The 23,578-nt window shown below is 29.5% G+C and carries 17 protein-coding genes; 9 read left to right on the top strand and 8 right to left on the bottom strand.

The genetic code is table 11. The annotated features are described in order from the left end of the window. Positions 1-46: 46 nt before the first annotated feature. From QZ306_RS01770 to QZ306_RS01755, 4 genes are all read left to right on the top strand, one after another. A complete protein-coding gene (locus tag QZ306_RS01770; RefSeq protein WP_295160225.1) occupies positions 47-2,335 on the top strand; it encodes a hypothetical protein in 2,289 nt (762 codons plus the stop codon). 116 nt (positions 2,336-2,451) lie between these two features. Then, complete coding sequence (locus QZ306_RS01765; RefSeq protein ID WP_295160222.1) at positions 2,452-4,482, top strand: DUF262 domain-containing HNH endonuclease family protein; 2,031 nt, start codon at positions 2,452-2,454, stop codon at positions 4,480-4,482. A gap of 206 nt (positions 4,483-4,688) precedes the next feature. Further along, positions 4,689-6,452 (top strand): aspartate--tRNA ligase, encoded by a 1,764-nt coding sequence (gene aspS / locus QZ306_RS01760; RefSeq protein WP_295160219.1) that lies wholly within the window; start codon positions 4,689-4,691, stop codon positions 6,450-6,452. A gap of 225 nt (positions 6,453-6,677) precedes the next feature. Further along, positions 6,678-7,964 carry an adenylosuccinate synthase gene (locus QZ306_RS01755; RefSeq protein ID WP_295160217.1) on the top strand — a complete coding sequence of 429 codons (1,287 nt, stop codon included), beginning with the start codon at positions 6,678-6,680 and terminating at the stop codon, positions 7,962-7,964. Positions 7,965-8,369: 405 nt separating this feature from the next. On the opposite strand, the gene QZ306_RS01750 is transcribed toward QZ306_RS01755, so the two are convergent. The 6 genes from QZ306_RS01750 to QZ306_RS01725 all read right to left on the bottom strand — a co-directional run bounded on the left by QZ306_RS01750 (position 8,370) and on the right by QZ306_RS01725 (position 14,659). Beyond that, positions 8,370-8,921 (bottom strand): 2-oxoacid:acceptor oxidoreductase family protein, encoded by a 552-nt coding sequence (locus QZ306_RS01750; RefSeq protein WP_295160214.1) that lies wholly within the window; start codon positions 8,919-8,921, stop codon positions 8,370-8,372. A gap of 12 nt (positions 8,922-8,933) precedes the next feature. Next, the gene (locus tag QZ306_RS01745) at positions 8,934-9,668 is read right to left on the bottom strand and encodes a thiamine pyrophosphate-dependent enzyme (protein WP_295160211.1); all 735 of its coding nucleotides are present in this window, start codon (positions 9,666-9,668) and stop codon (positions 8,934-8,936) included. After that, entirely contained in the window at positions 9,665-10,723 is a 1,059-nt protein-coding gene (vorB, locus tag QZ306_RS01740; RefSeq protein ID WP_295160209.1) for a 3-methyl-2-oxobutanoate dehydrogenase subunit VorB, read from the bottom strand. Before vorB ends, QZ306_RS01745 begins: the two co-directional genes overlap by 4 nt. Next, a complete protein-coding gene (locus QZ306_RS01735; protein ID WP_295160206.1) occupies positions 10,723-10,959 on the bottom strand; it encodes a 4Fe-4S dicluster domain-containing protein in 237 nt (78 codons plus the stop codon). Before QZ306_RS01735 ends, vorB begins: the two co-directional genes overlap by 1 nt. Positions 10,960-11,345: 386 nt before the next feature. Further along, positions 11,346-13,610, bottom strand: coding sequence for a thiamine pyrophosphate-dependent enzyme (locus QZ306_RS01730; protein WP_295160203.1), 2,265 nt, complete (start codon positions 13,608-13,610; stop codon positions 11,346-11,348). Between the two features lie 14 nt (positions 13,611-13,624). Then, complete coding sequence (locus tag QZ306_RS01725; protein WP_295160200.1) at positions 13,625-14,659, bottom strand: 2-oxoacid:acceptor oxidoreductase family protein; 1,035 nt, start codon at positions 14,657-14,659, stop codon at positions 13,625-13,627. Between the two features lie 271 nt (positions 14,660-14,930). Between QZ306_RS01725 and QZ306_RS01720 the strand changes: the two genes are divergently transcribed. From QZ306_RS01720 to QZ306_RS01710, 3 genes are all read left to right on the top strand, one after another. Next, the gene (locus QZ306_RS01720; protein ID WP_295160197.1) at positions 14,931-16,766 is read left to right on the top strand and encodes a methyl-accepting chemotaxis protein; all 1,836 of its coding nucleotides are present in this window, start codon (positions 14,931-14,933) and stop codon (positions 16,764-16,766) included. Between the two features lie 127 nt (positions 16,767-16,893). After that, positions 16,894-18,006: a hypothetical protein gene (locus QZ306_RS01715; protein WP_295160194.1), complete on the top strand. Its 1,113-nt coding sequence runs from the start codon at positions 16,894-16,896 to the stop codon at positions 18,004-18,006. 38 nt (positions 18,007-18,044) lie between these two features. After that, positions 18,045-18,464 carry a PepSY-like domain-containing protein gene (locus QZ306_RS01710; RefSeq protein WP_295160192.1) on the top strand — a complete coding sequence of 140 codons (420 nt, stop codon included), beginning with the start codon at positions 18,045-18,047 and terminating at the stop codon, positions 18,462-18,464. Here the strand turns inward: QZ306_RS01710 and QZ306_RS01705 are convergent. Together QZ306_RS01705 and QZ306_RS01700 are read right to left on the bottom strand one after the other, a co-directional pair. Then, positions 18,447-19,766 (bottom strand): restriction endonuclease, encoded by a 1,320-nt coding sequence (locus QZ306_RS01705; protein WP_295160189.1) that lies wholly within the window; start codon positions 19,764-19,766, stop codon positions 18,447-18,449. The two genes, QZ306_RS01710 and QZ306_RS01705, sit on opposite strands and share 18 nt — an antisense overlap. Positions 19,767-19,868: 102 nt before the next feature. Further along, complete coding sequence (locus QZ306_RS01700; RefSeq protein WP_295160186.1) at positions 19,869-21,902, bottom strand: AAA family ATPase; 2,034 nt, start codon at positions 21,900-21,902, stop codon at positions 19,869-19,871. Between the two features lie 150 nt (positions 21,903-22,052). Between QZ306_RS01700 and QZ306_RS01695 the strand changes: the two genes are divergently transcribed. Together QZ306_RS01695 and QZ306_RS01690 are read left to right on the top strand one after the other, a co-directional pair. Continuing rightward, entirely contained in the window at positions 22,053-22,505 is a 453-nt protein-coding gene (locus QZ306_RS01695) for a phosphatase (protein ID WP_295160184.1), read from the top strand. Between the two features lie 133 nt (positions 22,506-22,638). Then, positions 22,639-23,574 carry a DNA cytosine methyltransferase gene (locus QZ306_RS01690; protein WP_295160182.1) on the top strand — a complete coding sequence of 312 codons (936 nt, stop codon included), beginning with the start codon at positions 22,639-22,641 and terminating at the stop codon, positions 23,572-23,574. The last annotated feature ends 4 nt before the right edge of the window (positions 23,575-23,578 follow it).

Raw genomic sequence — 23,578 nt, 5'->3', positions numbered from 1 at the left:
AACTTCTGTTATATATAGGAAATTAAAAAAACGAATAATATAAACTATGAGAAAAAATAAAAAAACATTTCTATTATTTTATGCGGTATTAATATCTGCTTCGGCTCTTTTTATTATAATTTTTTCATTGCTTGGAAATATTGAAAGAAAGGGCTATCTTTCTGATTTTAATCATATACTGGAAAATAAATATTATTTTATATTAAAATCCGACAGTAATTTTTTTAAAAATAATAAAATATATAAAATGTATCCCAATACAAATGAAATGCCTGATAATGTTTCAGATATCAAATGGAGCGGAAGTTATTACGGAAATTTAATTATCAGTGATGCAGATACAGAGTTAAAAGAAAATGATAAAATTGAAAATATTAAATATAAATTAAAAATAAAAAAAAATGTGTTTTTATTTCTGATATTTATTATTATAATTTTTCCCGTACTTTATTTTTATTTAGCTCCTAATATTTACGGCAATTATAAACTATATATTTTATTTTTTATTTTTAATTCTTTTTTATATTTAATCATATTAAATTTTATAATGCCTTCATTTTCTATGATGAAGATCGATTTTAATATATACGATTTTTTATATTCTTATGTTTTTGTAATGACTGCATATAATTTATTTTATTATTTTAATTTATCAAATATAAAAAATATAAGAATAATACTTACTTTTTTATTTTGCATAATATCTTCATTCTCTTTTTTTGTAATAGAGGTTATAAGCTTAAGCGTTCTTAATATGATTATATTATTTTCCGATATTCCTAATCTTTATGCTTCGCTTATTACAGTGCTCCCTATGTATTTAAAAATTATTACCGTAACAGTAAGCATAATATATTTTTCTTCTTTGCTGTTTTTTATATTGGTATTTATTTTTAATTTATATAAGATGTTTATAAAAAGAAAAACAGCCTCGCTTACTATGACAGCTTTTATAATATTTATATCATTTTATCTGTTTTTTAAGCCTAAAAATATAGATATATGGAGTATAGACTTTGTAAGAAATGCAAATAGAAACGGCATAATAAACACAATCAATTACAGAATAAATTATGACAGATTAAACAGCATAAAGCCAAGCAGAGAATTAGTGTATAATTCTGTTAATCTATTAAAAGAATATGAATTAAAAAGAGATGTATCAGAACTTTATTTAAAATCAACAAAAGATATTTTTGACAGTATAAAAAAATTAGAAGACGGTATTAATTATAAAGAAGAGTCTGTTTCTGATAGTTTGAAAAAAATAGAGGAGCTTAAGAAAAGCTTAAAAAGAGATGTGTATCTTATATTTTTAGAATCATTTTACGATTATTCTCATTTTAAAAGCTTATTTGAAAAAGATCCTTTTATAAAAGAATATAGAATATGGGCTCATAAATCCAGAAAAGTACCGCCTAATATAAACAATGGAAGTTTTTATGCAAGACTTTCAGGGCTTACAGCTTCTTCTCCTCTTTATCCTAAAACTCAGTCTGAAAAAATAGAAAATACTCTTCCGTATTTGCTTTCGGAAAACGGATATAATACAATAGTATTAGAAGAAGCTTTAAACACATACAATTTAAAAACCTTTTATCCTTCTATAGGCTTTAAATCGGAAGTATTCGGTCTTGGCATTACCAATATTAATACATATTTAAGTACAAATATATCAAATTTAAAAAGTCCTGTATTTGCGGCTGGCTTTACCGTACTTGGGCATACTGATTCTCATTTATCAAATGATTTGAATGCAGTGCAAAACAATAAAAAATTTTTTGATAATTTTAGAGGCAGCGACAGATTTCATATAATTGAAACTTTGGATAACTCGGCAATGACTGCTATTGAAGTAATAAAAACAAGAGATACCATACTGAAGCATTCCCCTAATGCTGTTATTATATTTAAGCATGATCATCTTTATCCCTATCTGAAATCTATAATAAAACGCTCGGATATAGATGAAAAAATAAAGAATGATTTTTTGAATGATTATAAGCCTTCGCCTATACTTATTTGGGACGGAACTAACGGAGCATATAAAGCCCCTGATAATTTTGTTCCTGAGAATATACCTTTATTTATAGCCTTGAATTTAAATATTGACTATACAAACAGCATTATATCTTTATTGTATAAGGAAGAGATTGACGGAGCTATAAGCACTTATAACAGATTTTATTATACTGAAAATAATTCTCCTGTGAGCCCAAGCGAAATATCTAATCTTACGGTATTTAAATATGAAAATTCTCAGAGAATATTATCAGAGGATATTTTTCAGGGAAAAAAATATTATTATGATATTATGAAAGAGCTTACTAATTAAGTTTAAGCATATATATCCGTTTACGGTTTCAATTAAGTTTAAAAATCTATTTTATTGTTTTTTATTTTTGTAAAAACATGCTATTATTTATATATAAAATTTTAGGAGCAATTTTTATGATAAGAGGCGAAGATATACATGTGTTAGATGAAATGTTTGATTCAAGAAAAACATTTTATATTCCTGTTTATCAAAGAAATTATGATTGGAGAAAAGAGCAATGCAGAAAGTTAATCCATGATATTGAAAAAGCAGTTGACAGAGATGTAAAGGAATACTTTATAGGCTCATTTGTATTAGTTAGAAAAGAAGATGATAAAAAAAGTTTTTATATTATAGACGGACAGCAGAGAATAACAACTATAGTGCTTTTGCTTTTGGCTTTATTAGATTATGCAAAAAATAATAATGATGATACTTTAAAAATATCTATAGAAAAATTAATTTTTTCAGATGTAAAAGAGCATAGCGGAAGACTATTTTTAAAGCAAATACAAAAAGATGATGAATATTTAAATAAAATACTGAATAATGATAAAGATATAAAAGAAGGCGCCTCTAATATAATTAATAATTATTTGTTTTTTAAAGAAATATTAAATAATGATAAAAAATATATTGCAAAATTATGGAAAGGCTTAGATCTGCTTAAAGGTATCAGAATAACTTTAGAACAGGAAGATGAGCCTCAAATAATTTTTGAAACTTTAAATGCTACAGGATTATCTTTAAAAGAAGGCGATAAAATAAGAAATTATGTTTTAATGTATAAAAATCAAGACAGACTGTATAAAGATTACTGGATAAAGATAGAAGAAAATTGTATTCAAAGTGCAGACGATGAAAGCGTATCAGTTTTTATAAGATTCTTTTTAGCAATAGAAAATAAAGAGTTTTCCAAAGAAGCTGAAGTTTATAATGATTTTAAAAAATATTTAGAAAATAAAGACAATGAGGAGGTATTAAATAAATTACTTAAATATTCTGAACTTTATAATATTATTTTAGATACTTCAAAAGAAAAAAATGAAAAGATTAAATTTAAATTAAATAATATAAAAGAATTAAAAGCTAATGTTTTGACTCCTCTCATTATGCTTTTTCTGAAATATAGAAATGAAGGGTTAATATCTGAAGATATATTGCTTGATTGTCTGCATTTGCTTGAAAATTATATATTAAGAAGACTTATATGTTCCAGAAAAACCAATGATTTAAATAAAATATGCATATCTTTAATAAAAAAATTATATTTATTTTTTGAAAATAAGAAAGATATAAATACTATTAAAGACTATATTTCAAATATTTTAATTGACTTAAAAGGAAACGGAGAATTTCCAGATGATAAAGATTTAGAAAATTCTATTATAGAAAAAGATGTATATAAAACTATTTTAGCAAAATTTATTTTAATAAAATTAGAATTATTAAACAGCAGCAAAGAAAAAATAGATTCTGATAATATCACAATAGAACATATCATGCCTAGAACTTTAACGGAAAGCTGGAAAAAATTAATAGGAGATAATTATAAAGAGATTCATGATAAATATGTAAATACAATAGGAAATCTTACTCTTACAGGATATAATTCTGAGCTTTCAAATAAATCTTTAGAAGAAAAACAAAAAATGTATAAAAATAGTAAATTCATATTCCTAAATGAAGATATATTAGATTTAAAAACTTGGAATGAAAATATAATAATAAACAGAAGCAGAAGATTAATAAATAAATTATTAGAGTATTATAAATATCCTGAAGTTATAATTAGGGTTAATAATGAAATAGAAGAGTATTCTTTAGATGACAGTATAGACTTTTCAGGAATGAATATATGTTCTTTTGAATATAAAAATAATAAATATGATGCCTCTAAATGGGCTGTATTTCTTACCGAAATATTAAATTTAATATATGAAGAAGATTCTGTCGAATTTAGACGCCGCATATTTGAAGATAAAATTTTTAAAAATAAAATAAGCGATAAAGAATTTTCTTATAATTATTGGAAAGCCTCTGAAACTAAATCAAAGTTTTTTGTAAATACAAATACTGATACTAATACGAAAATAAAACTTTTAATAAGTGTTTTAGATAAATTAAATATTAATGCAGATAAAATAACTTTATATATAAAATAATTTTAATTTTCTGCTTTAGTTTTTTGTACAATTATAATTTTTGTAAGCAGCAATAAAAGATTATTATATTTAAGCCTTATAATTCATAACCTGATATTTTAAATTAACAATTGATTTTTATAATTATTTATAATATAATATTTATTCTAAAGATATAAATTTGTTTTAATAATAAAATAAACGACTAATTAAAAAGAGGAATTAATATGCGTTTTAAAAGTGCCTACAATGGAATATTAACAAAAAATGATATAGGTAAAGAAGTAAAGCTTGCAGGCTGGATTTTAAGAAGAAGGGATCATGGCGGAGTAATATTTGCAGATTTGAGAGACAGAACAGGTTTTGTGCAGATAGTATTTAATCCCGAGATAAGCAAAGAAGCGCATAATGATGCTCAGGATTTAAGAAGCGAGTATGTTATAAGTATAGAAGGAAAAGTAAGAGCCAGAAGCGCCGAAATGATAAATCCGAAAATACCCACAGGCGAAATAGAAGTTATGGTTGAAAAAATGGAGCTTATTAATACTTCGGAAACTCCGCCTTTTCTGCTTGAAGATGATATAGATACAGGCGAAGATATAAGACTTAAATACAGATATTTAGATTTAAGAAGACCTTCAGTATTTAATAATTTATATAAAAGATTCCAAATTATTAATGCTTTCAGAAAACATTTATCGGATAACGGATTTATAGATGTGGAAACGCCTATATTAAATAAAAGCACTCCTGAAGGAGCAAGAGACTTTCTTGTTCCTTCAAGACTGAATGCAGGAGATTTCTATGCTCTTCCTCAATCACCTCAGATATTTAAGCAGATACTTATGATAGGAGGATTTGACAGATACTATCAGATAGCTAAATGCTTCCGTGATGAAGATTTAAGAGCAGACAGACAGCCCGAGTTTACTCAGGCTGATATTGAAACTTCTTTTCTAAGCACCGACGAGTTTTTATCTATTATGGAAAATGTTACGGCTGATATGATTAAAGATGTTTATGGTATTGATATTGCAAGACCTTTTCCGAGATTAAATTATTATGATGCTATGGAAATGTATGGAAGCGATAAGCCGGATACCAGATTTGAATTAAAACTTATAAATGTTGAAGAGGCTGTCAGAGGCTGTGATTTTGCCGTATTTAAAAATGCTTTAGAAAACAAATTTATAATAAGATGCCTTAATGCCAAAGACGGAGCCGATAAATTAAGCAGAAAAGATATTGATGATTTTACTAAATATGTTGGAATATTCGGAGCTAAAGGACTTGCTTGGATGAGAGTTACAGAAAAGGGACTTGAATCAAATATAGTTAAATTTTTCTCAGAAGATAATCAGAAGAAAATATTAGAAACTGCAAAAGCCGAAAAAGGCGATATTTTATTCTTTGTAGCTGATACTAAAAAAATCACTTATGACGCTTTGGGTAATTTAAGATTAAAAGTTGCTGATAAATTAAACTTAATAGATAAGGATAAATTAAATTTTTTATGGGTTGTTGAGTTTCCTTTATTTGAATATGATCATAAAGAAAAAAGAATATCTGCAACTCATCACCCTTTTACAGCCCCTGTGCCTGAAGATGCTGCTTTGCTTGATGCAGATGCACTTAAAGTAAGAAGCGATACTTATGATTTGGTATTAAACGGAAATGAAATAGGCGGCGGCGGTCAGCGTATATATGACAGCAAAATGCAGGCTAAAATATTTAATCTGCTCGGCATAGATGAAGAGAAGGCAAAAACAAGATTCGGGTTTCTTCTTGATGCTTTGAAATACGGAGCTCCTCCTATGTGCGGCATAGCTTACGGAATAGACAGAATTGTTATGCTTTTGCAGAAAGAAGACAGCATCAGAGAAGTTATAGCATTCCCTAAAACACAGAAAGGTCAGTGCTTAATGAGCGGATGTCCTGCTTCTGTTGATGAAGAACAATTGGAAGAGCTGCATTTAAAAATTGAAGAATAATTTTAATTTATAAATTAATTAAAAGCCTTTTTATATTTATTATAGAGAGGCTTTTTTTATTTTTTTAATGCATCAGCTTTAAGAAGCAGTAAAAGATTATAATTAAAAATAAATTTTCTGCTGTTTAATTATTATTAATTTCTATTCAATCTGCTTGAAATTATCAAAAAATATTAATATAATAGCAATTGTGCGTTTTATAACAGCAAATTAAAGGAGTAAAAAATGGCTTCAGTAATTATTGTGGGAACTCAATGGGGCGATGAGGGTAAGGGTAAAATAGTAGATTATCTTGCAGATAAATGCGAATATATTGTCCGTTCTCAGGGCGGAAGCAATGCGGGTCATACCGTTATAGCAGATAATATTAAATATAAATTGAGACTTCTTCCTTCTGGGATACTTCATGAAAATAAGATATGCATTATAGGAAACGGCGTTGTAATAGAGCCTAAAGTTTTTTTAAGCGAAATAGATGCCCTTATAGAAAAGAAAATTAATATATCAAATCTTAAAATTTCAGACAGAGCTCATATACTTATGCCTTATCATAAAATACTTGACAGTCTTCAGGAGGAGGATTTGGGCGAAAATAAGATTGGAACTACAAAAAACGGAATAGGTCCATGTTATATGGATAAGGCAAGCCGTTTGGGAATAAGAGTATCAGACCTTATGAATAAAGAAGTTTTTGCTGAAAAATTAAAGTTTAATGTTGAGATTAAAAATAAATTACTGAAAAAACTTTATAATCATGAAGGCGTCAGTTATGATAATATATTAAAAGAATATATGCAGTATGCAGAAAGATTAAGAGATTATGTTTCAGATACTGCATTTATATTGAATAAGGCAATCAAAGAAAAGAAAAATATTTTATTTGAAGGTGCGCAGGCTACTATGCTTGATTTGGATCATGGAACTTATCCTTTTGTTACTTCTTCTTATCCGTCTGCAGGAGGGGCATGCATAGGTTCGGGAGTAGGTCCCAGAAATATAGATAATGTTATAGGCGTAGTTAAAGCTTATTCTACAAGGGTGGGCGAAGGTCCTTTTCCTTCCGAGCTTCATGATGATATAGGGCAGACTATAAGAGATAGGGGCGGAGAATACGGCACGGTTACAAGAAGACCTAGAAGATGCGGCTGGCTTGATGCATGCGTTGTAAAATATGCTTCGTATATTAACGGGCTTGATTCTATTGCAGTTACAAGACTTGATATATTAGACGGCTTAGATAAATTAAAGATATGCATTGCTTATGAATATAAAGGCAAGATATTAGACGGATACCCTGCCGATTTGCATATACTGTCTGAAGCAAAGCCTGTATATAAGGAGTTTGAAGGCTGGAAAACAAGCATTAAAGATATAAGAGAATATGATAAGCTTCCTGAAAATGCTAAAAAATATTTAAAATATTTAAGAGAAATAATAGATACGGATATATCTATTGTGTCTGTGGGAGCTGGAAGAGATGAAACTATAATAATTAAGGATATTTTTAAATAAGCCGTATTGTAAAATTTTAATAATATTTAATTAAGAAGTAAATATGCATATAACAAACGCTTCAAAGTTATTAAAATATTATAATATGTATAATGCTTTTGGAAATCCTCCTAAACTATTTAAAAAATATTGCAGCAGAGAGATATATATATTATACTTTTTTCTGCTGTAATATTTTGAATTCTTTGGATTTTTATTAAAAATATAGAATATTATAAAAATAAGCGGATATAAGCAAGTATATCCGCTACTAAGGTAAATTATGAAGAAAAAAATTTATAAAATTAGATATGAATCAAACTTATATGTTTAATATAATAAATTTTTTAAAAAAGTGTTTAAAAAATAAATATTTTTTATTTTTGCATCTAAAAAAGTATTATTATTTAAATCCTGCAGTTTTTATTATGCTAAATCTTTTACAGCATCTCTTCCTGCATTTAAAGCTTTTTCATTAGACGGTAAAAACTCTTTTTTTCTTTCACCAAATACTTTTATAAATGCCTGCTGAACACTGTCAAATGATACAACCTTATGTAAAGTAAGCAAAGCTCCGAGCATTACCATATTGGCAGACTTAATATTTCCTATATCCGATGCTATTTTATTAGCTTCAACATAAGCTGCTTTTATATCGTATCTGGACGCCTTTTTATCTATAAGAGATGAATTTACAAGAAGTATTCCGTTAGGTAAAATATCTTTTTCAAATTTAGTAAGAGAAGGAAGATTCATTATAACAGCCGCATTGGCATCATGAGAAATAATAGGAGAACCTACAAGCTCATCGCTTATAACAACAGAGCAATTTGCTGTACCGCCTCTCATTTCCGGACCGTAAGAAGGGCACCAAGTAACATGTTTATTTTCAATCATTCCTGCATAAGCTATCATCTGTCCCATAGACATAACTCCCTGACCTCCAAACCCTGCAAAAATTATTCTTTCTATGCTCATAAATACTCCTTTTTAAACATCATTTCTAAAATTACCAAGCGGATAATAAGGAATCATATAATCTCTTATCCATTTATGCGAATTTTCAGGAGATATTCCCCAATTTGTAGTGCAGCTGGTAAGCATTTCCACTATAGAAAACCCTTTTCCTGCAATCTGATTTTCAAAAGCTTTTTTAGCAGCCATTTTAGCTTTTCTGATATTTGCAGGACTGTCTAAAGAAACCCTTTCAACAAAAGAAGCCCCTTCTATGGTGGCAAGCATTTCGCATACTCTTATAGGCTTTCCTGCATTGTGGAAATCTCTTCCTGCCTGAGTTGTGGTAGTTTTTTGTCCTTCCAAAGTGGTGGGCGCCATTTGCCCGCCTGTCATACCATAAATAGCATTATTTAAAAATACTACTGTAATATTTTCGCTTCTCGCCGCCGCATGTATTATTTCGGCAGTACCTATAGCCGCTAAATCTCCGTCTCCCTGAAGCGTAAATACAATACTGTCAGAAACAGCTCTTTTTATTCCTGTTGCAACCGCAGGAGCTCTTCCATGCGCCGCCTGCTGCATATCGCATGAAAAGTACTTATAAGCAAGTACGCTGCATCCTACGGAGGCTATACCTACAGTTCTATCCAATACTTCAAGTTCCTCCAAACATTCGGCTATTATTCTCTGCGCTGTGCCATGCATACATCCAGGGCAGTAATGAGTTCTGTAATCGCTTAATCCTTTAGATTTTTCAAATACTATCATATGAGACCTCCAGCAAAAGCTTTGACATTATCTATTATTTCATTAGAAGTTGGAACTAATCCCCCTGCTTTACCATAAAATTTTACATCTGTCTTGCATTCGCATGCCAGCTTTATATCATCAGCCATCTGTCCCATACTCATCTCTATAGATACATACATTTTACAATTTGGATTATTAAAAGCTTTTACAGGAAAAGGCCATAAAGTCTGAGGACGAATCATTCCGGCTTTTTTGTCTTCGCTTCTAAGTCTGTCAACAACGCCGCGCACGATTCTGGACATAGTACCGTAGGAAACAAATATAATTTCGGCATCTTCAGTATTATATTTTTCAGCTCTGGCTTCTTTCTCTTTTATTTCATCATATTTTTTCTGCAGATGTATATTATGTTCATACAATAATTCAGGTTCTAAATATAGTGAATTAATTATATTTTTCTCTCTTTTTTTTCCTCTTTTTCCGCAGGCAGCCCAGTCTTTTTCTTTAATTTCATATTTAGGCTTATAAATAATTTCTACAGGCTCCATCATCTGACCTATATATCCGTCAGCTGCAACATATACGGGAGTTCTGTAATTATCAGCTAAATCGAAAGCCTCCATTATCATATCGGCTGCCTCCTGTAAATTAGCGGGCGCTAAAACTATGCAGTTATAATCACCATCTCCTCCTCCTTTAGTCATCATATTATAATCGCTTTGAGCTGGCTGTATGCTTCCAAGACCAGGCCCCCCTCTCATAACATTAAGTATTACGGCTGGAACTTCTGCGCCTGCAAGATATGATATGCCTTCCTGCTTTAAAGCTATTCCTGGCGAAGATGAAGAGGTCATAGCCCTGACACCTGCACCGCCTGCGCCGTAAACCATATTAATAGCTGCAACCTCGCTTTCAGCCTGAACAAATGCGCCTCCGGATTCATACATAGCTTTTGACATAAACTCGGGTATCTCGTTTTGAGGCGTAATAGGATAGCCAAAGAAACATTTGCAGCCTGCCGCTATAGCAGCTTGAGCCATAGCTTCATTTCCTTTCATTAAAGTTTTAGCCATTATTTATTTTCCTCCTTCTTATCAATCCTTTCAACCATTATGCATATATCAGGGCACATCATAGCGCAGTTAGCACACCCTATACATTTTTCCATATCGGTAACTGCAGCGGGATAATATCCCCAAGAATTCATATTTTTTTTATCTAAATATAATATTTTTGCTGGACAAACAGATATACAATTAGAACATCCTTTACATTGTTCGCTGTCAATAGTAACTCTGCCTTTAGCCATATTTACCTCCTTGCATGATTGTTTTAATTTTTATTTTAGTATATAAAATATTTATATAGAAATAATAACTAAAAATTAAAATAAGTCAATTAATAATATTTTAATATAAAAAAATAGGTATTACTTAAAAAATAATACATAATTATTAATCAAAGCTTTATACAGCTTCCGTTTCGTTTAAATTTATATTATTAGAATTAAATTTATTCATACCGACTTTTTTGAATATTTATCCTGTTAATATTTTTTTAATATTATAGCTATAATAATATAGTTATAAAAAATTGATAGTATTATGATTATATCTTTATAAATTAAAAAATAACGGCTGCTAACCATAAAGATTAACAGCCGTTATTGATATATTTATATCCTATGCTGAACTTTTATAGAACAGGACTTTCATGCATAGCTTTTAAGCGGTTCCATCTCCTGTCAACTTCTTTTTGGAAGGAGTCAAGCAAATCCTGATATTTAAGTATATGTTTAGTTTTACCCATCATTTTAAGCCATTCGCCTACAGGCTGTTTTTTATCATCGGCTACCATAGTTGTAATAGTGGTAATGCCATGCTCTACTTCATATAGCGGGAAGAAACAGCAATCAACGGCAGCTTTTATAACATCTTTACCCATATCATCAGGAGATTTCCAGTTTAAAGGACATGCGATAAGAAGCTTAACAAAAGCAGTACCATGATTATTTGCATACCATTGAGCTTTAGCAGCTTTTTTAACTAAATCTAAAGGATAAGCTTCGCATCCTGTAGCCACATAAGGTATATGACATCCTGCAAATATCTGAGCTACATCTTTATGATTGAACTGCTTTCCTACTTCTGCTTTACCTACATTTGAAGTTGAAGTTCTATGTCCTATAGGAGTTGAGAATGATAATTGGTTTCCTGTATTCATATATCCTTCATTATCATATTCTAATATAATCATTTTATGATTTCTAATAGCGGCTCCTATAGAAGGTCCCATACCTATATCATGACCTCCGTCGCCTGTAATCATTATGAAAGTAGGATCTTCAGGTCCTTGTATTTCTCCTCTTCTTTTTCTTTCATAATACATTTCAACAATACCTGAAAGAGCTGCGGCGCCGTTTTGGAATAGATTGTGAACATAAGTAGTTCTGTAAGAGCTGTAAGGATAGCCTGTTGTAACAACCATAGAACAGCCTGTATGCACCAAAAGCACAACTTCGCCTTCAATACCTTTCATAAAAGTATTTATGCCTGAGAAAATACCGCATCCGTTACAAGCTCCATGACCTTGAGCATAACGATAAGCCTTTCCTGTAAGTTCTCTTAAAGGAGGAGTTTTAACTTCAAGCTTATGAGTCTGTTCATTCATAGTAACAACTATGCCCGATTTCTGGCTTTCTAAAGTAAGAGGTTCATGTATAGGCTTCATTTCCACGCCTTCATGTCCCATATACTGCTCTAAATAAGAATGTTTTTCAACCGATCCTGATTTAGCAAATTCTTTTAAGCCTAATTCAAATAATTCTTTAGCTTTTTCTAAAGTAAACTCAGTGCCTCCTAAACCGAATACTCTGCTTACAATAGAAGTTTTATTATCTGCATCGTTTTTAAGAGCTGCTCTTATTTCAGTGGACATATTTCCGCCCATACCTGAATAACTATCTTGTCTGTCTCCTACAACAACAACTTTTACATTTGAAAGCAGTTTTTGTAATTCTTTTTCAGGGAAAGGACGAATCTGAGTAACAGCAAAAGCACCTATTTTAAGATTAGGATTAACTTTCTTCATTTCATCAACAGCTAAAGTAACAGTTTCATAAGCAGATCCGCATACCATTACGGCTACTTCGGCTCCTTCCATATTATATGTTTCTATAGGGCTGTATTTTCTTCCTGAAAGAGATGCAAATTCCTCAAATACATCTAATATAATAGCTCGGGAATCTTCTAAAGCCTGAGAAAGCTGCAGTTTGCTTCCAGTTAATTCATCTTCATTCATATAAGGTCCGATTGTAACAGGATTTTTTCCGGGCTCAATTGAGGTAACTTCAGGAGTATAGGTTCCTAAGAAATCCTGAACATCTTTATCATTTTTGAAAAGATTTATTTTTTTCTTTTGATGAGATGTAAAGAATCCGTCGGAAGAAACTATTATAGGAAGTTTAGCTCTTTCTGCAATTTTTAAAGCAAAAATATTAAAGTCATAAACCATTTGAGTGGTATGAGCCATAATGATAATCCAGCCTGTGTTAAGCGCCATCATTATATCTGATTGATCGCATTTAATATCAAGCGGACCTGAAACAGTTCTGTTTACAACATTTAATACCATAGGGAATCTTGTGCCTGATTGTACGGGCAGCTGCTCCATAGCAAAAAGAAGACCATTGGCGGAAGTGGCATTGAATACTCTTCCTCCTGCGGTTGTGGCACCATAGCATATACCTGCAGCTCCATGCTCTCCGTCTCCGGGAATCATACAAACCGTATGTCTTCCGTTAGCTTTCATCTCGTCCAAATACTCTGCAATCTGAGTGGACGGAGTAATTGGGTAATACCCCATAACATGATAATTGATTTGAGCGGCTGCAATGGCTGCTAATTCATTACCACTTTCAAGTATGTTTTCTTGTTCAGCAAGATTATATTTGTTAGCCATTTATACGCTCCTTATTATTTTTTATAACGGCTGTATGTAAGTTCATCAACATTACATTCTGCTTCTGTTTCTATTCTTAAAGCTTGTTCTTCTTTAGGGAACTGTTTAGGAGCATAAGGTCCTTTAGGACAGGCTCTGACGCATTTCAAACAGCCTTTACAGTATTGATAATCGATACCCATCATATTCATTGCTGTTTTCTTAGGATCTTTTCTGTCGGCTCCTCTCTCCCATACTATGCATAGATCAGGACATACAACTTCGCAGTTAGCACAGTCAATACAGTTTTTAGGATTGAATACTGGAATAGCACCTGTACGGGTTACCTGAAGATCTTTTAAAGTAGAGTTTCCAGCTGCATTAATATAGCCGCCTGTTAATTGATTTTTTTTACCGTATACAGGCTCAGGTTTTTTATAAGGTATATAAGGATATTTTCCATCTGCAGAGAAATCTTTAACAACGGAATCGCTTCCGCCTCTTCTGAAAGCTTCAACATTCGGCTCTACCAATTCAGGTTTTTTTCCTGAGAACTGCTTTCTGATTTGCTCTTCAAATTTAACGGAATCTATAAAATCAAGCTGCTTAACCATAGCACCCATTATTATAGTATTAGCCGCCTGAGAAGGAAGCTTTAAATCGTTGGCAATTTTAATGGCATCAACGCAGACTACTTTACCGCCATGTAATTTGGCAAATTCTCTTGCCTCATCGGGTGTTTTATTAGTGTTAAAAATAACAATGGCGTCTTCTTTAACACCCATTAATGTCATAGGGTTCTTAAGAAGATTCATATGGAACACTGCAACAACATGAGGCTCCTCTACAGTAGAGTTTACCCTAACTTCCGAATCAGAAAATCTTACAAAAGATTTAACGGGCGAACCTTTCTTTTCTGAACCATAACTTGAGAATGTTGCGCCATAGAAGCCTTGAGTTAAAACGCCTACTTCTGCAAGCATTTTACCTGCACTATTAGCACCCATTCCGCCTATACTTTCGAGACGAATCTCGAAAAAGCCTAAATCATTGACTTTTGGGAGTTTCACGATTTTTTCTCCTTTATTTAATTATAATGAGATTTTGGGAATAAACATTAATATTATATACTACCAATATATATATATTGTACTATAAAAAAGATAAAAGTCAAATTAATTATTATTATTTTACCCATATAAAGTATATTTCATTTATGATATATTTTATTAAATAGAAAATACGAAAATATTTGACATATAAAAATTTAAATCATATACTATTATTGTATTCACTAATCTAAAATTAATTTTTAATGCTAATTTGTCAGGAGTAATATTTATGAAAAAAAAGTTTAATAGTTTAGCAGTTCAAATTCCTCTCATAATTAATGTTCTAGTAGCTATAGTCATAATAACATCAATATTAACTTTATCTCAAATGAGCAGGAAAGTAATTGATGATTCTATGTTTGAAGGTTTTAATACCACTATTAAAGGGTATGCTACTTTTTTTAATAATTTATTGAGCGATCAGATGATTTTTGCAGATACTTACGGTTCTTTTCCAATCATAGTTAATTATGCAAAATACAGACAGCAAGCCGATTTAGAAGGAGTAAGAAGCTTATATCTTTCCGTTACCAGCAAAAACCGATTTATATCAGACTTATTTTTATTTGAGAAAGACGGAACATTATTTTCAGGTCTTCATGGCAATACAGATATAGGAAGAAAGGTATCGGAACTATATCCTGATTTATGGAAGCAGTACGAACCCTCTAAAAAAGTGCTTTTATCGGATTCTTTATATAAAACCAAAGACGGAAAATGGATTTTGGTAATAATTTCACCTATTATGGACGAAAATGAAATAATTGCAGGGCTTTTAACTATTTTAGATTGGCAGGCAGTTATTGATGAAATTTCAAGTATTGCAGGAAGTGTTCTTACTCATTGGATAAGATTATGGGTATTTAATCATGATACTCTTTTAGTTATGCATAATGTTCCAAGTGAAGTAGGTAAATTTGCTCCTGTAGAGGTTAAAACTATAGTAGATGAAAAAGAAGGCGTATTGGAATTCCAAAATGACGGAATGACTAAAATATGTATGTATACAAGACTTGAAGTTATGCCTTGGCATGTGGCTTTTTCAATGCCTCTTAGTTTTATAACTTCAAGAAGCCAAAGAATACTAATGATTTCCATTATATTAATTATAGTAGGTATTATACTTAGCTCAGCAATAGGTATATTATATATAAGATATTTAGTTAAGCCTTTAAAAATATTGGTGGAAGAAGCTAAGGAAATGTCTCAAGGAGTTTTTACATTAAGAAACTTCAGATTCAATAAAAACGAAATCGGAGATATAGCATTAGCATTTAAAGATATGAGAAAAGCTTTAGGCTCTATAGTAAATGATGTCAGCTTAAAATCTGATAGTATCAGAAGCACAGCAAAAAGCCTGTCTTCAGGTTCCGATAATTTATCGTCCAGAACGGAATCTCAGGCTGCAAGTTTGGAGGAAACCTCTTCAGCTATAGAAGAGATGGCTTCCACAATAAAATCTTCGGCACAAAATTCTGTAGAAGGCAATGAAATGATGATAGCCTCAAAAAAGGCTGTTGAAAACGGTGCAAGCGTCATAGCTGAAACAACCAAAAATATAGAGGAAGTTTATGAGGCAAGCGAAAAAATAAAAAGTATTACTAAAGCCATAGAAGATATAGCCTTTCAGACTAATATACTTGCTTTAAATGCTTCCGTAGAGGCGGCGCGTGCGGGAGATCAGGGAAGAGGTTTTGCCGTAGTAGCAAGCGAGGTAAGAAATCTTGCTCAGAACTCTCAGGCTTCGGCTAAGGATATTACTTTATTAATAGAAAATATTTATGAAAAAATTAATAAATCAGCAGAAACTGCAAGAGAGTCTCAGGCTATATTTAATGATATACAATCAAAAATTGAGGATACGGCAAAAATTATGCAGGAGATAAGCACTACAGCAGTAGAACAGGAGCAGGGAGTTAATCAGGTTAATATAGCCATATCAAAAATTGAAGGTATAACTCAGAAAAATGTTGATTTAGTTGATGAAACATCTAATAATATAAGGGAACTTTTGGAGCATTCCGAAGGTTTGCAGGAGCTTATGACTTTCTTTAAGATTGATTGATTTTTTATAAGCTATGAAATTTTAAAAATCTTTTATATATTTAAAATTATCATAGCTGATATTTTTTATATTCGGCTTTATTAATAATTTCTATTATATTTTTTATTATTTGATGACGGAGAAATTTATGAAAAATAATATAAGCATAACAGCAGCATCAATAATATTTTTATTATTATCTTCTACTGCTAATGCTCAGTCAAAATATACAAATGCAGTAATGCCTCCTCTTCCGAATGCATTCAATATGTTTATAGGAAGAGAAGGAAATAATGAACTTCCGCAGTATATAAAACCTGACTATTTCAGAGACGATTATAAAAGGACTTTGCCTAATCTGAATGAAACGAATTTAAGCTACTTTAAAAAATATCCTATAGAGTTTCATTTGACTGCTGCTTTTTCTTATGCAATAAGAACAAATACTTTTAATATGAGAGACACATTTGCAACAATAGGTCAGACTTTTCATAATAATTATATACAATTTACAGGTTTTATTACGGCTTACGGATATTTTGACACTCATATTCCAGAAACAAATTATGGATATATAAAAGGAAACGGCGGACTTTATGACGGAGGTGTGCAGGCTGTTTTCGTAGATAGAATATTGGTATCTGCAAGAGGAAGAGCAACTTTTGATATTAATACGGCTACATTTATGCTTATGCCTCATTATTATGATACAACTTTAAATCCTGCAAATATTGATACGCCTGATTACTATATACCGCAAGTATTAAACGGTCCAGGCATAAGAGCAGGTTTTATAGGAAATCATTATGAAATTGCCTATTCTCAGGGAGATTTCAGACACAGCATACCGAAAGCTTTTCTTTTTAGATTTAATATACCTAATATAGAATTCAGATTTTTATATGAGCATGAAAACAGGCAAAGTCCTGAAAATTATCATATAAGTTTATTTGATAATCTTATTCAGGCATCGACGGTATTCAGATTTCCGTTTATGAATGAAGCTATTTGGCTTAATCTAATAGCCGAATATACTTGGAGAGAAAATGATGCGCATTATATACGATTAGAGCAGGGATTTGAATGGTATATGCTGAATATTGCTTTAAGAGAGACTGTTCATATAAAGAACAGGCAGGCTAAAGCCTATTTGGAATATGCTGTATTCGGAAAGTTCAAAGCGGGACCTGCAGAGTTCAATATAGGATTTCAAGGCTCTACCGACGGAAGATATTATATTGCAGGAGATGTAAAACTATAAAAAACTTGTATATTATAAAAATAGGAGTATTTAAATTTATGAAAAAAACAGTATATGCTATATTATTATCTTTATTTTCAATATATGCTTATGCTTCTTCAATAGCTTTAAGCGAAGTTCCAAGTTATGCTATAGAATTTGCAGATAAATATTTTTCTGACTATTATTTATACAGAGCAATGGACCTTGGAGGCAATTATTCTTTAATATTTAAAGGCGGTCTTAAAATATACTTTAACAGAAAAGGAGAATGGAAAAGCGTAATGGGAGGAGGAAATGAAATATCTATAGCTTATATTGAAGATAAGGTAAAAAACTCTGTAAAAAAAGAATATCCTAATGAAAAAATAATATATATTCAGAAAAAAAGCAGAGAGTATAAAATAGAGTTTAAAAGCGGTAAAAAAATAAATATAGATTTTGAAGGAAATATAACAAAGTCATACAGAGATTATTAACTTTTTTAAGTTTTCTTCACTTTCATAAATTTTCTCTAAAAACTCCTTTTCTTTATTTGAAGGGATTTTTAAAGCGTATTTATGTATTTCGCAATCAGCATTATTATATTTGCTGTTTAGTTTTCCTATATATGTATTTTCTTTGCAATTATTAATTTCATTGATAGGATAAACAAATCCTGCCTTTTTAGCATTAAGTGTATAAGCATAGGAAACTATTTGATGTTTATCATTTCTGTCTATATTTTTATTATCAAGTTTTTTATATTTGGCATCAAGCACTATATTATTTTTATTATCATTTGATAATTTATAGAAGTCCGGATAAACTCTCCAAGCATTATTAAGAAGATTTATACCTTTACTGGAATTTCTATTTTCAGCATGTTCAAAATTAATTTGCTTTAATATAGTAAACAGATATTCTTCAAAAAGCCAAGCCCCGTCAAATAATAGTCCGTATACAGTATTATCATTGTTTCCGTATTTTAATTTTTCATGCCTTAATATCTGAATGCATATTTTTCTTAAAGGTTCATATTCATAATAGTATGGGTGAGCTAATTTTTTTAAGTTTTTATTTATAATGCTCTCTCTTTTATTTCTTTCATAATTAGGAGTTGAATAAAATATCTGATGAACATAATTTTTTATTTCACTGTCATAACTTAAAAGATATCTGTTTTTTGTGTTTATATATTCTATAGTGTGCCTTATTAATTGCATGATATTATTGTCATAGCTGTATTCTCTAGTATTATACGAAATTTTACCATTGAAAGGGATATTATTTTTGATGTATCTGTTAATATCAATAGTTCCTTTAACATTAGCATCATTATGTTTTATTAATTTGTATTGTTTGAAAAGTCCCTGTCTTAATGCTCTTTTAAAAAAATTAATAAACATGTAAATTAAAAAATCAAATGAATCGTCATAATCTTTGCTATGCTCTAAATTAACAATATTAAGAGAAAGCACTTTCATAAGCATATAATGCAGAAAATAATCTTCATTATCATTTACAGCAAACCTTGAAGAAATTTTTATTTGCGTATTATTATAGCTTATAAATCCCATTATATTATTAGTTAATAAACTGTCATTAATAATATCAAATATTCTGCTATCTTCTTCTAAGTCCTTACTTTCTTTTATAGAATTAGGAAATATTATAATATTATCTTTTATGCCGTATAAGGTTTTACTTGCTATATCTTTTATATTTGTTAAATCCTCTTTAGGAATATGTGTTATTTCATGTTTAGTATTATCTTTTAATTTAATAATTTTATTACTCATATTATTATTTTTATATTGAAATAAACTTTATTAATTATCTGCGCTGTCATTTTATTTTGTATCATTTGAATTGATATTACTATCTTCTGCTTCACTACTATCTTATGTTGCATTATTATCTGAAACTTTATCATTATCATACGCTTTTTTTAATTCATCATCAAGTTTACTTTCAGCATCTGGCATACCTCTTAAATATTCAAATAAAAGCCCTTTTAAATGATTATCCCATAAACTTTTAAATGCTTCTTCTTTATTGTTGTTTGAATTTTTATAATAATTTTTTAATTTCAAAAAATAAGAAGCTCCTACATGATATGAAGAGTTAAAGCTTTCAATTTTCTCTATAGCATTATTTAAATTATCCATTCTATTAATTGCTTCTTGTTTTATATTTTTATCTAAACTTTTTAATATATTTTCTTGTGTATTTTTAGCTTCAATTTCTATAAAGGCGAATCTTCTGCGCATAGCAAAGTCCATACTCTCAACGCTTCTGTCAATATCATTCATAGTGCCTATTATATAAACATTCTCTGGAACAAAAAATCCGTCTTCAAATTCATCATCTTCATCGCTTTCATCATTATTAATTAAATTATTATATTGAGTTTTTACTTTTCCGCTTTCGCCTCTATACCCGGGATCAACAGCAAAAAATAATTCTCCGAAAATTTTTGAAATCTCTCCTCTGTTAATCTCATCTATTATGAATACAAATTTACTGCTTCTATTTTTTAAAGCTTCCTTGCAAAACTTTTTAAAAACCCCGTCCTTTCTTTCAAATCCGATATTTCCGTCACTATCTTTAACTGGTCTTAAGCCCTCAACAAAATCTGTATAATCATAAGATGGGTGAAACTGTACAAATCCGTAATCATTATTATTCACATTTACATCTTGTTTTTTCCCGCTTATTAAGTCTAAATTTTCTAATAATATCATTCTTACTATATATGAATCAATACCATTTAAATTTTCATCAAAGAATTTTTTTATATTTTTATTTAATTCATATATATTATTATCTTTTTTTATACCAAATATATCACATATATTGAGCATATCTTTTTTAGGCATCATAGGAAAATATGCATTAGGATTATATGTATTATATATTTTTATTGCCATATAATCATTTCTTTTATTAAAATCTAATACAGAATCTTTAAAATCATAATCTTCTGTTGTAGCCATATTATATAATTCTTTACCTATTTCTTTTATAAGTTCGTCATCAGTTTTATCAGTTTCATTTACCAAATTACCTGTTTTTTTATCATAATATAGCAAATATGTTTTGGCTCCTCCAGCAAAAAATCCTCCTAATAATTTTCTCTTAAGTCCGAATTCAATCCAATAACAAAAAGAATTATTATCTCCTCTGCCTACAGCATAATCATCTATACTTATATTTTGCAAACTCTCTTTAGGAAATTTATTTTTGAACTCTTCTCTTAATTTATCACCTTCTTTTTTTAAGTTATTTAAACGTTCTTTATTACTATTATAATAATCTATTATAAATTGTATATAGTCTTTAATTTGTGTAGTATTATCCTTCATCATTTCTTTGGCTATTTCTTTAGCCAAATATGTTTTTCCTGTTCCCGGTGCTCCTGTGAGTACAAGATTATAATTACTTTTTAAAAGGCTGATACAGTTTTCTTTTAATTCTTTCATAGCTAATTCCCCAGAATATTTTTTTAATAATTTATTTATATAGTTTTTATATTTTTCATCTTTAATATTACAAAATCTTTTTCCCTGAGATCCAAAAGAAAATTGGTCATCTTTACTTAATTTATATAATTTAGATTTAACACATAATATGGTATCATCAATATAAGAAAGATAATTTTTAATTGCCTCCCTATCTATTTCACTAAATTCTTGTATCAATTTATCTAATGTAATTGAATCAGAAATAGCTATGCCTACAGCCTTAACTTTTGTACCTTCGGCAATAGCTATTTTTGCACCTTTTGCTATACAGGTATTTTTAGTTTTTTCTAAAGCTTTCTCATAATTTGTATCATCATCTTTAAATCCTACAAATGTTATTTTATATTTAAGAAATATTTCATCTATGAGTTTTTTATTTCCCCAATTACTTCCAAAACATAAATATGACATGCATAAACCTTTTTAATATTTGGTATAATATTAAATTATATAAACATTATTTATAAAATCAATATATAAATTGTATTAATTTAATATAGAACTTTATTAAATTTATGTTATTATAATTGTATATAAAGATTAATCGGAGCTTTGCAATTTATGAAAAAACTATATCATAATCTGTATGTAGGAGGCGATAGAGACTGCGCAGAGTTTAAAGGCGCTATAGTTCATGCATGCCAAAGCTGTTTTGTAAGGAGCGTTAAAGGAAATATCAGAGATAAAAAAGTTTATGAAATGAATAATAATTTATATTTGAATCTGCTTGATATAAGCAGTTTATCTTTTGAATATGCTTTTCCTATGATAAAAAGATCTATGGAGTTTATAGATGAACATATAAAAGATATGGAAGTTTTAGTACATTGTAATTTCGGAATGTCAAGATCTCCTTCTATTGCGCTTCTTTATATGGCAAGAAAATGCTATATTAATAATGCTTCTTTTAAAGATGCTTTAAAAGATTTTCATGAAATATATACTTATTATTCGCCGGGTATGGGAATGTACAGATATTTTGATAATTACTGGTATGAAATAATGAGTTTTTAGAAAACTGAATATATAAAAGTTTAAAAATAATTCTTTGACAAATATAAATTATGATTATATAATCCGAGTAATTAAATTACAATTTATGATAATGTAAATTAACTTTAATTAATATATATTAGGAAATCATATAATGTGCAGATTTATTGATTTATTTGCAGGAGTAGGCGGCTTTCATTTAGCTTTTAATTCTGAAAATTGTGTTTTTGCGAGTGAAATAGATGTTAATGCAAGAGAAACTTATAAATTAAATTTTCCTGATACTGTACTTGAAGGCGATATTACAAAAATAAATGAAAAAAATATTCCTGAACATGATATACTTTGTGCTGGTTTTCCGTGCCAGCCTTTTTCTGTAGCAGGATACCGAAAAGGTTTTAAAGATACAAGAGGGACTTTATTTTTTGATATAGCCAGAATAATAAAATATCATAGACCTAAAGCAGTTCTTCTTGAAAATGTGAAAAATCTTAAAAATCATGATAATGGAAATACTTTAAAAACAATTGTTGATATATTGAGAGATTTAAATTATTATGTTTTGTATAAAATATTAAATTCTGCTGAATATTCCAATATTCCTCAAAATAGAGAAAGAATATTTATTGTAGCTTTCAATAAGGAAAAAGTATTTGATTATTTAAATTTTAAATTTCCTGAACCTATAGAATTAACTAAAACTATTCATGATTTTATAGAAAATGAAAGACAAGATGATATATATTATTATAACAGTACTAAATATTATGATATTTTCAATGAAAATATAAAAAATAAAGATACTGTATATCAATGGAGAAGACATTATATAAGAGAAAATAAATCAAATCTGTGTCCTACTTTAACTGCTAATATGGGAGAAGGCGGACATAATGTTCCAATAATATGCGATAATTACGGCATAAGAAAATTAACTCCAAGAGAATGTTTTAACTTTCAAGGATACCCCAGAGATTTTAAACTTCCTAAACAAGCTGACTCAAAATTATATAAACAGGCTGGAAATTCAATAGTCTATCCTTTGGTAAAAAAAATTGCTGATAATATTCTTAAAATAATAAATACTTAACTTA

Source organism: uncultured Brachyspira sp. (genome assembly GCF_910588665.1).
Taxonomy (GTDB): domain Bacteria; phylum Spirochaetota; class Brachyspiria; order Brachyspirales; family Brachyspiraceae; genus Brachyspira.
Note: the sequence above shows the minus strand (reverse complement) of the source record. Positions and strands in the feature narration are given on the sequence as shown.

What these genes read in the sequence shown, in the direction of transcription:
- QZ306_RS01750 (WP_295160214.1), bottom strand. Translation starts at nt 8,921, where the DNA reads ATGAGCATAGAAAGAATAATTTTTGCAGGGTTTGGAGGTCAGGGAGTT.
- QZ306_RS01700 (WP_295160186.1), bottom strand. Translation starts at nt 21,902, where the DNA reads ATGTCATATTTATGTTTTGGAAGTAATTGGGGAAATAAAAAACTCATA.
- QZ306_RS01745 (WP_295160211.1), bottom strand. Translation starts at nt 9,668, where the DNA reads ATGATAGTATTTGAAAAATCTAAAGGATTAAGCGATTACAGAACTCAT.
- QZ306_RS01695 (WP_295160184.1), top strand. Translation starts at nt 22,053, where the DNA reads ATGAAAAAACTATATCATAATCTGTATGTAGGAGGCGATAGAGACTGC.
- QZ306_RS01710 (WP_295160192.1), top strand. Translation starts at nt 18,045, where the DNA reads ATGAAAAAAACAGTATATGCTATATTATTATCTTTATTTTCAATATAT.
- aspS (WP_295160219.1), top strand. Translation starts at nt 4,689, where the DNA reads ATGCGTTTTAAAAGTGCCTACAATGGAATATTAACAAAAAATGATATA.
- QZ306_RS01755 (WP_295160217.1), top strand. Translation starts at nt 6,678, where the DNA reads ATGGCTTCAGTAATTATTGTGGGAACTCAATGGGGCGATGAGGGTAAG.
- QZ306_RS01765 (WP_295160222.1), top strand. Translation starts at nt 2,452, where the DNA reads ATGATAAGAGGCGAAGATATACATGTGTTAGATGAAATGTTTGATTCA.
- QZ306_RS01690 (WP_295160182.1), top strand. Translation starts at nt 22,639, where the DNA reads ATGTGCAGATTTATTGATTTATTTGCAGGAGTAGGCGGCTTTCATTTA.
- QZ306_RS01715 (WP_295160194.1), top strand. Translation starts at nt 16,894, where the DNA reads ATGAAAAATAATATAAGCATAACAGCAGCATCAATAATATTTTTATTA.
- QZ306_RS01770 (WP_295160225.1), top strand. Translation starts at nt 47, where the DNA reads ATGAGAAAAAATAAAAAAACATTTCTATTATTTTATGCGGTATTAATA.
- QZ306_RS01705 (WP_295160189.1), bottom strand. Translation starts at nt 19,766, where the DNA reads ATGAGTAATAAAATTATTAAATTAAAAGATAATACTAAACATGAAATA.
- QZ306_RS01735 (WP_295160206.1), bottom strand. Translation starts at nt 10,959, where the DNA reads ATGGCTAAAGGCAGAGTTACTATTGACAGCGAACAATGTAAAGGATGT.
- vorB (WP_295160209.1), bottom strand. Translation starts at nt 10,723, where the DNA reads ATGGCTAAAACTTTAATGAAAGGAAATGAAGCTATGGCTCAAGCTGCT.
- QZ306_RS01730 (WP_295160203.1), bottom strand. Translation starts at nt 13,610, where the DNA reads ATGGCTAACAAATATAATCTTGCTGAACAAGAAAACATACTTGAAAGT.
- QZ306_RS01720 (WP_295160197.1), top strand. Translation starts at nt 14,931, where the DNA reads ATGAAAAAAAAGTTTAATAGTTTAGCAGTTCAAATTCCTCTCATAATT.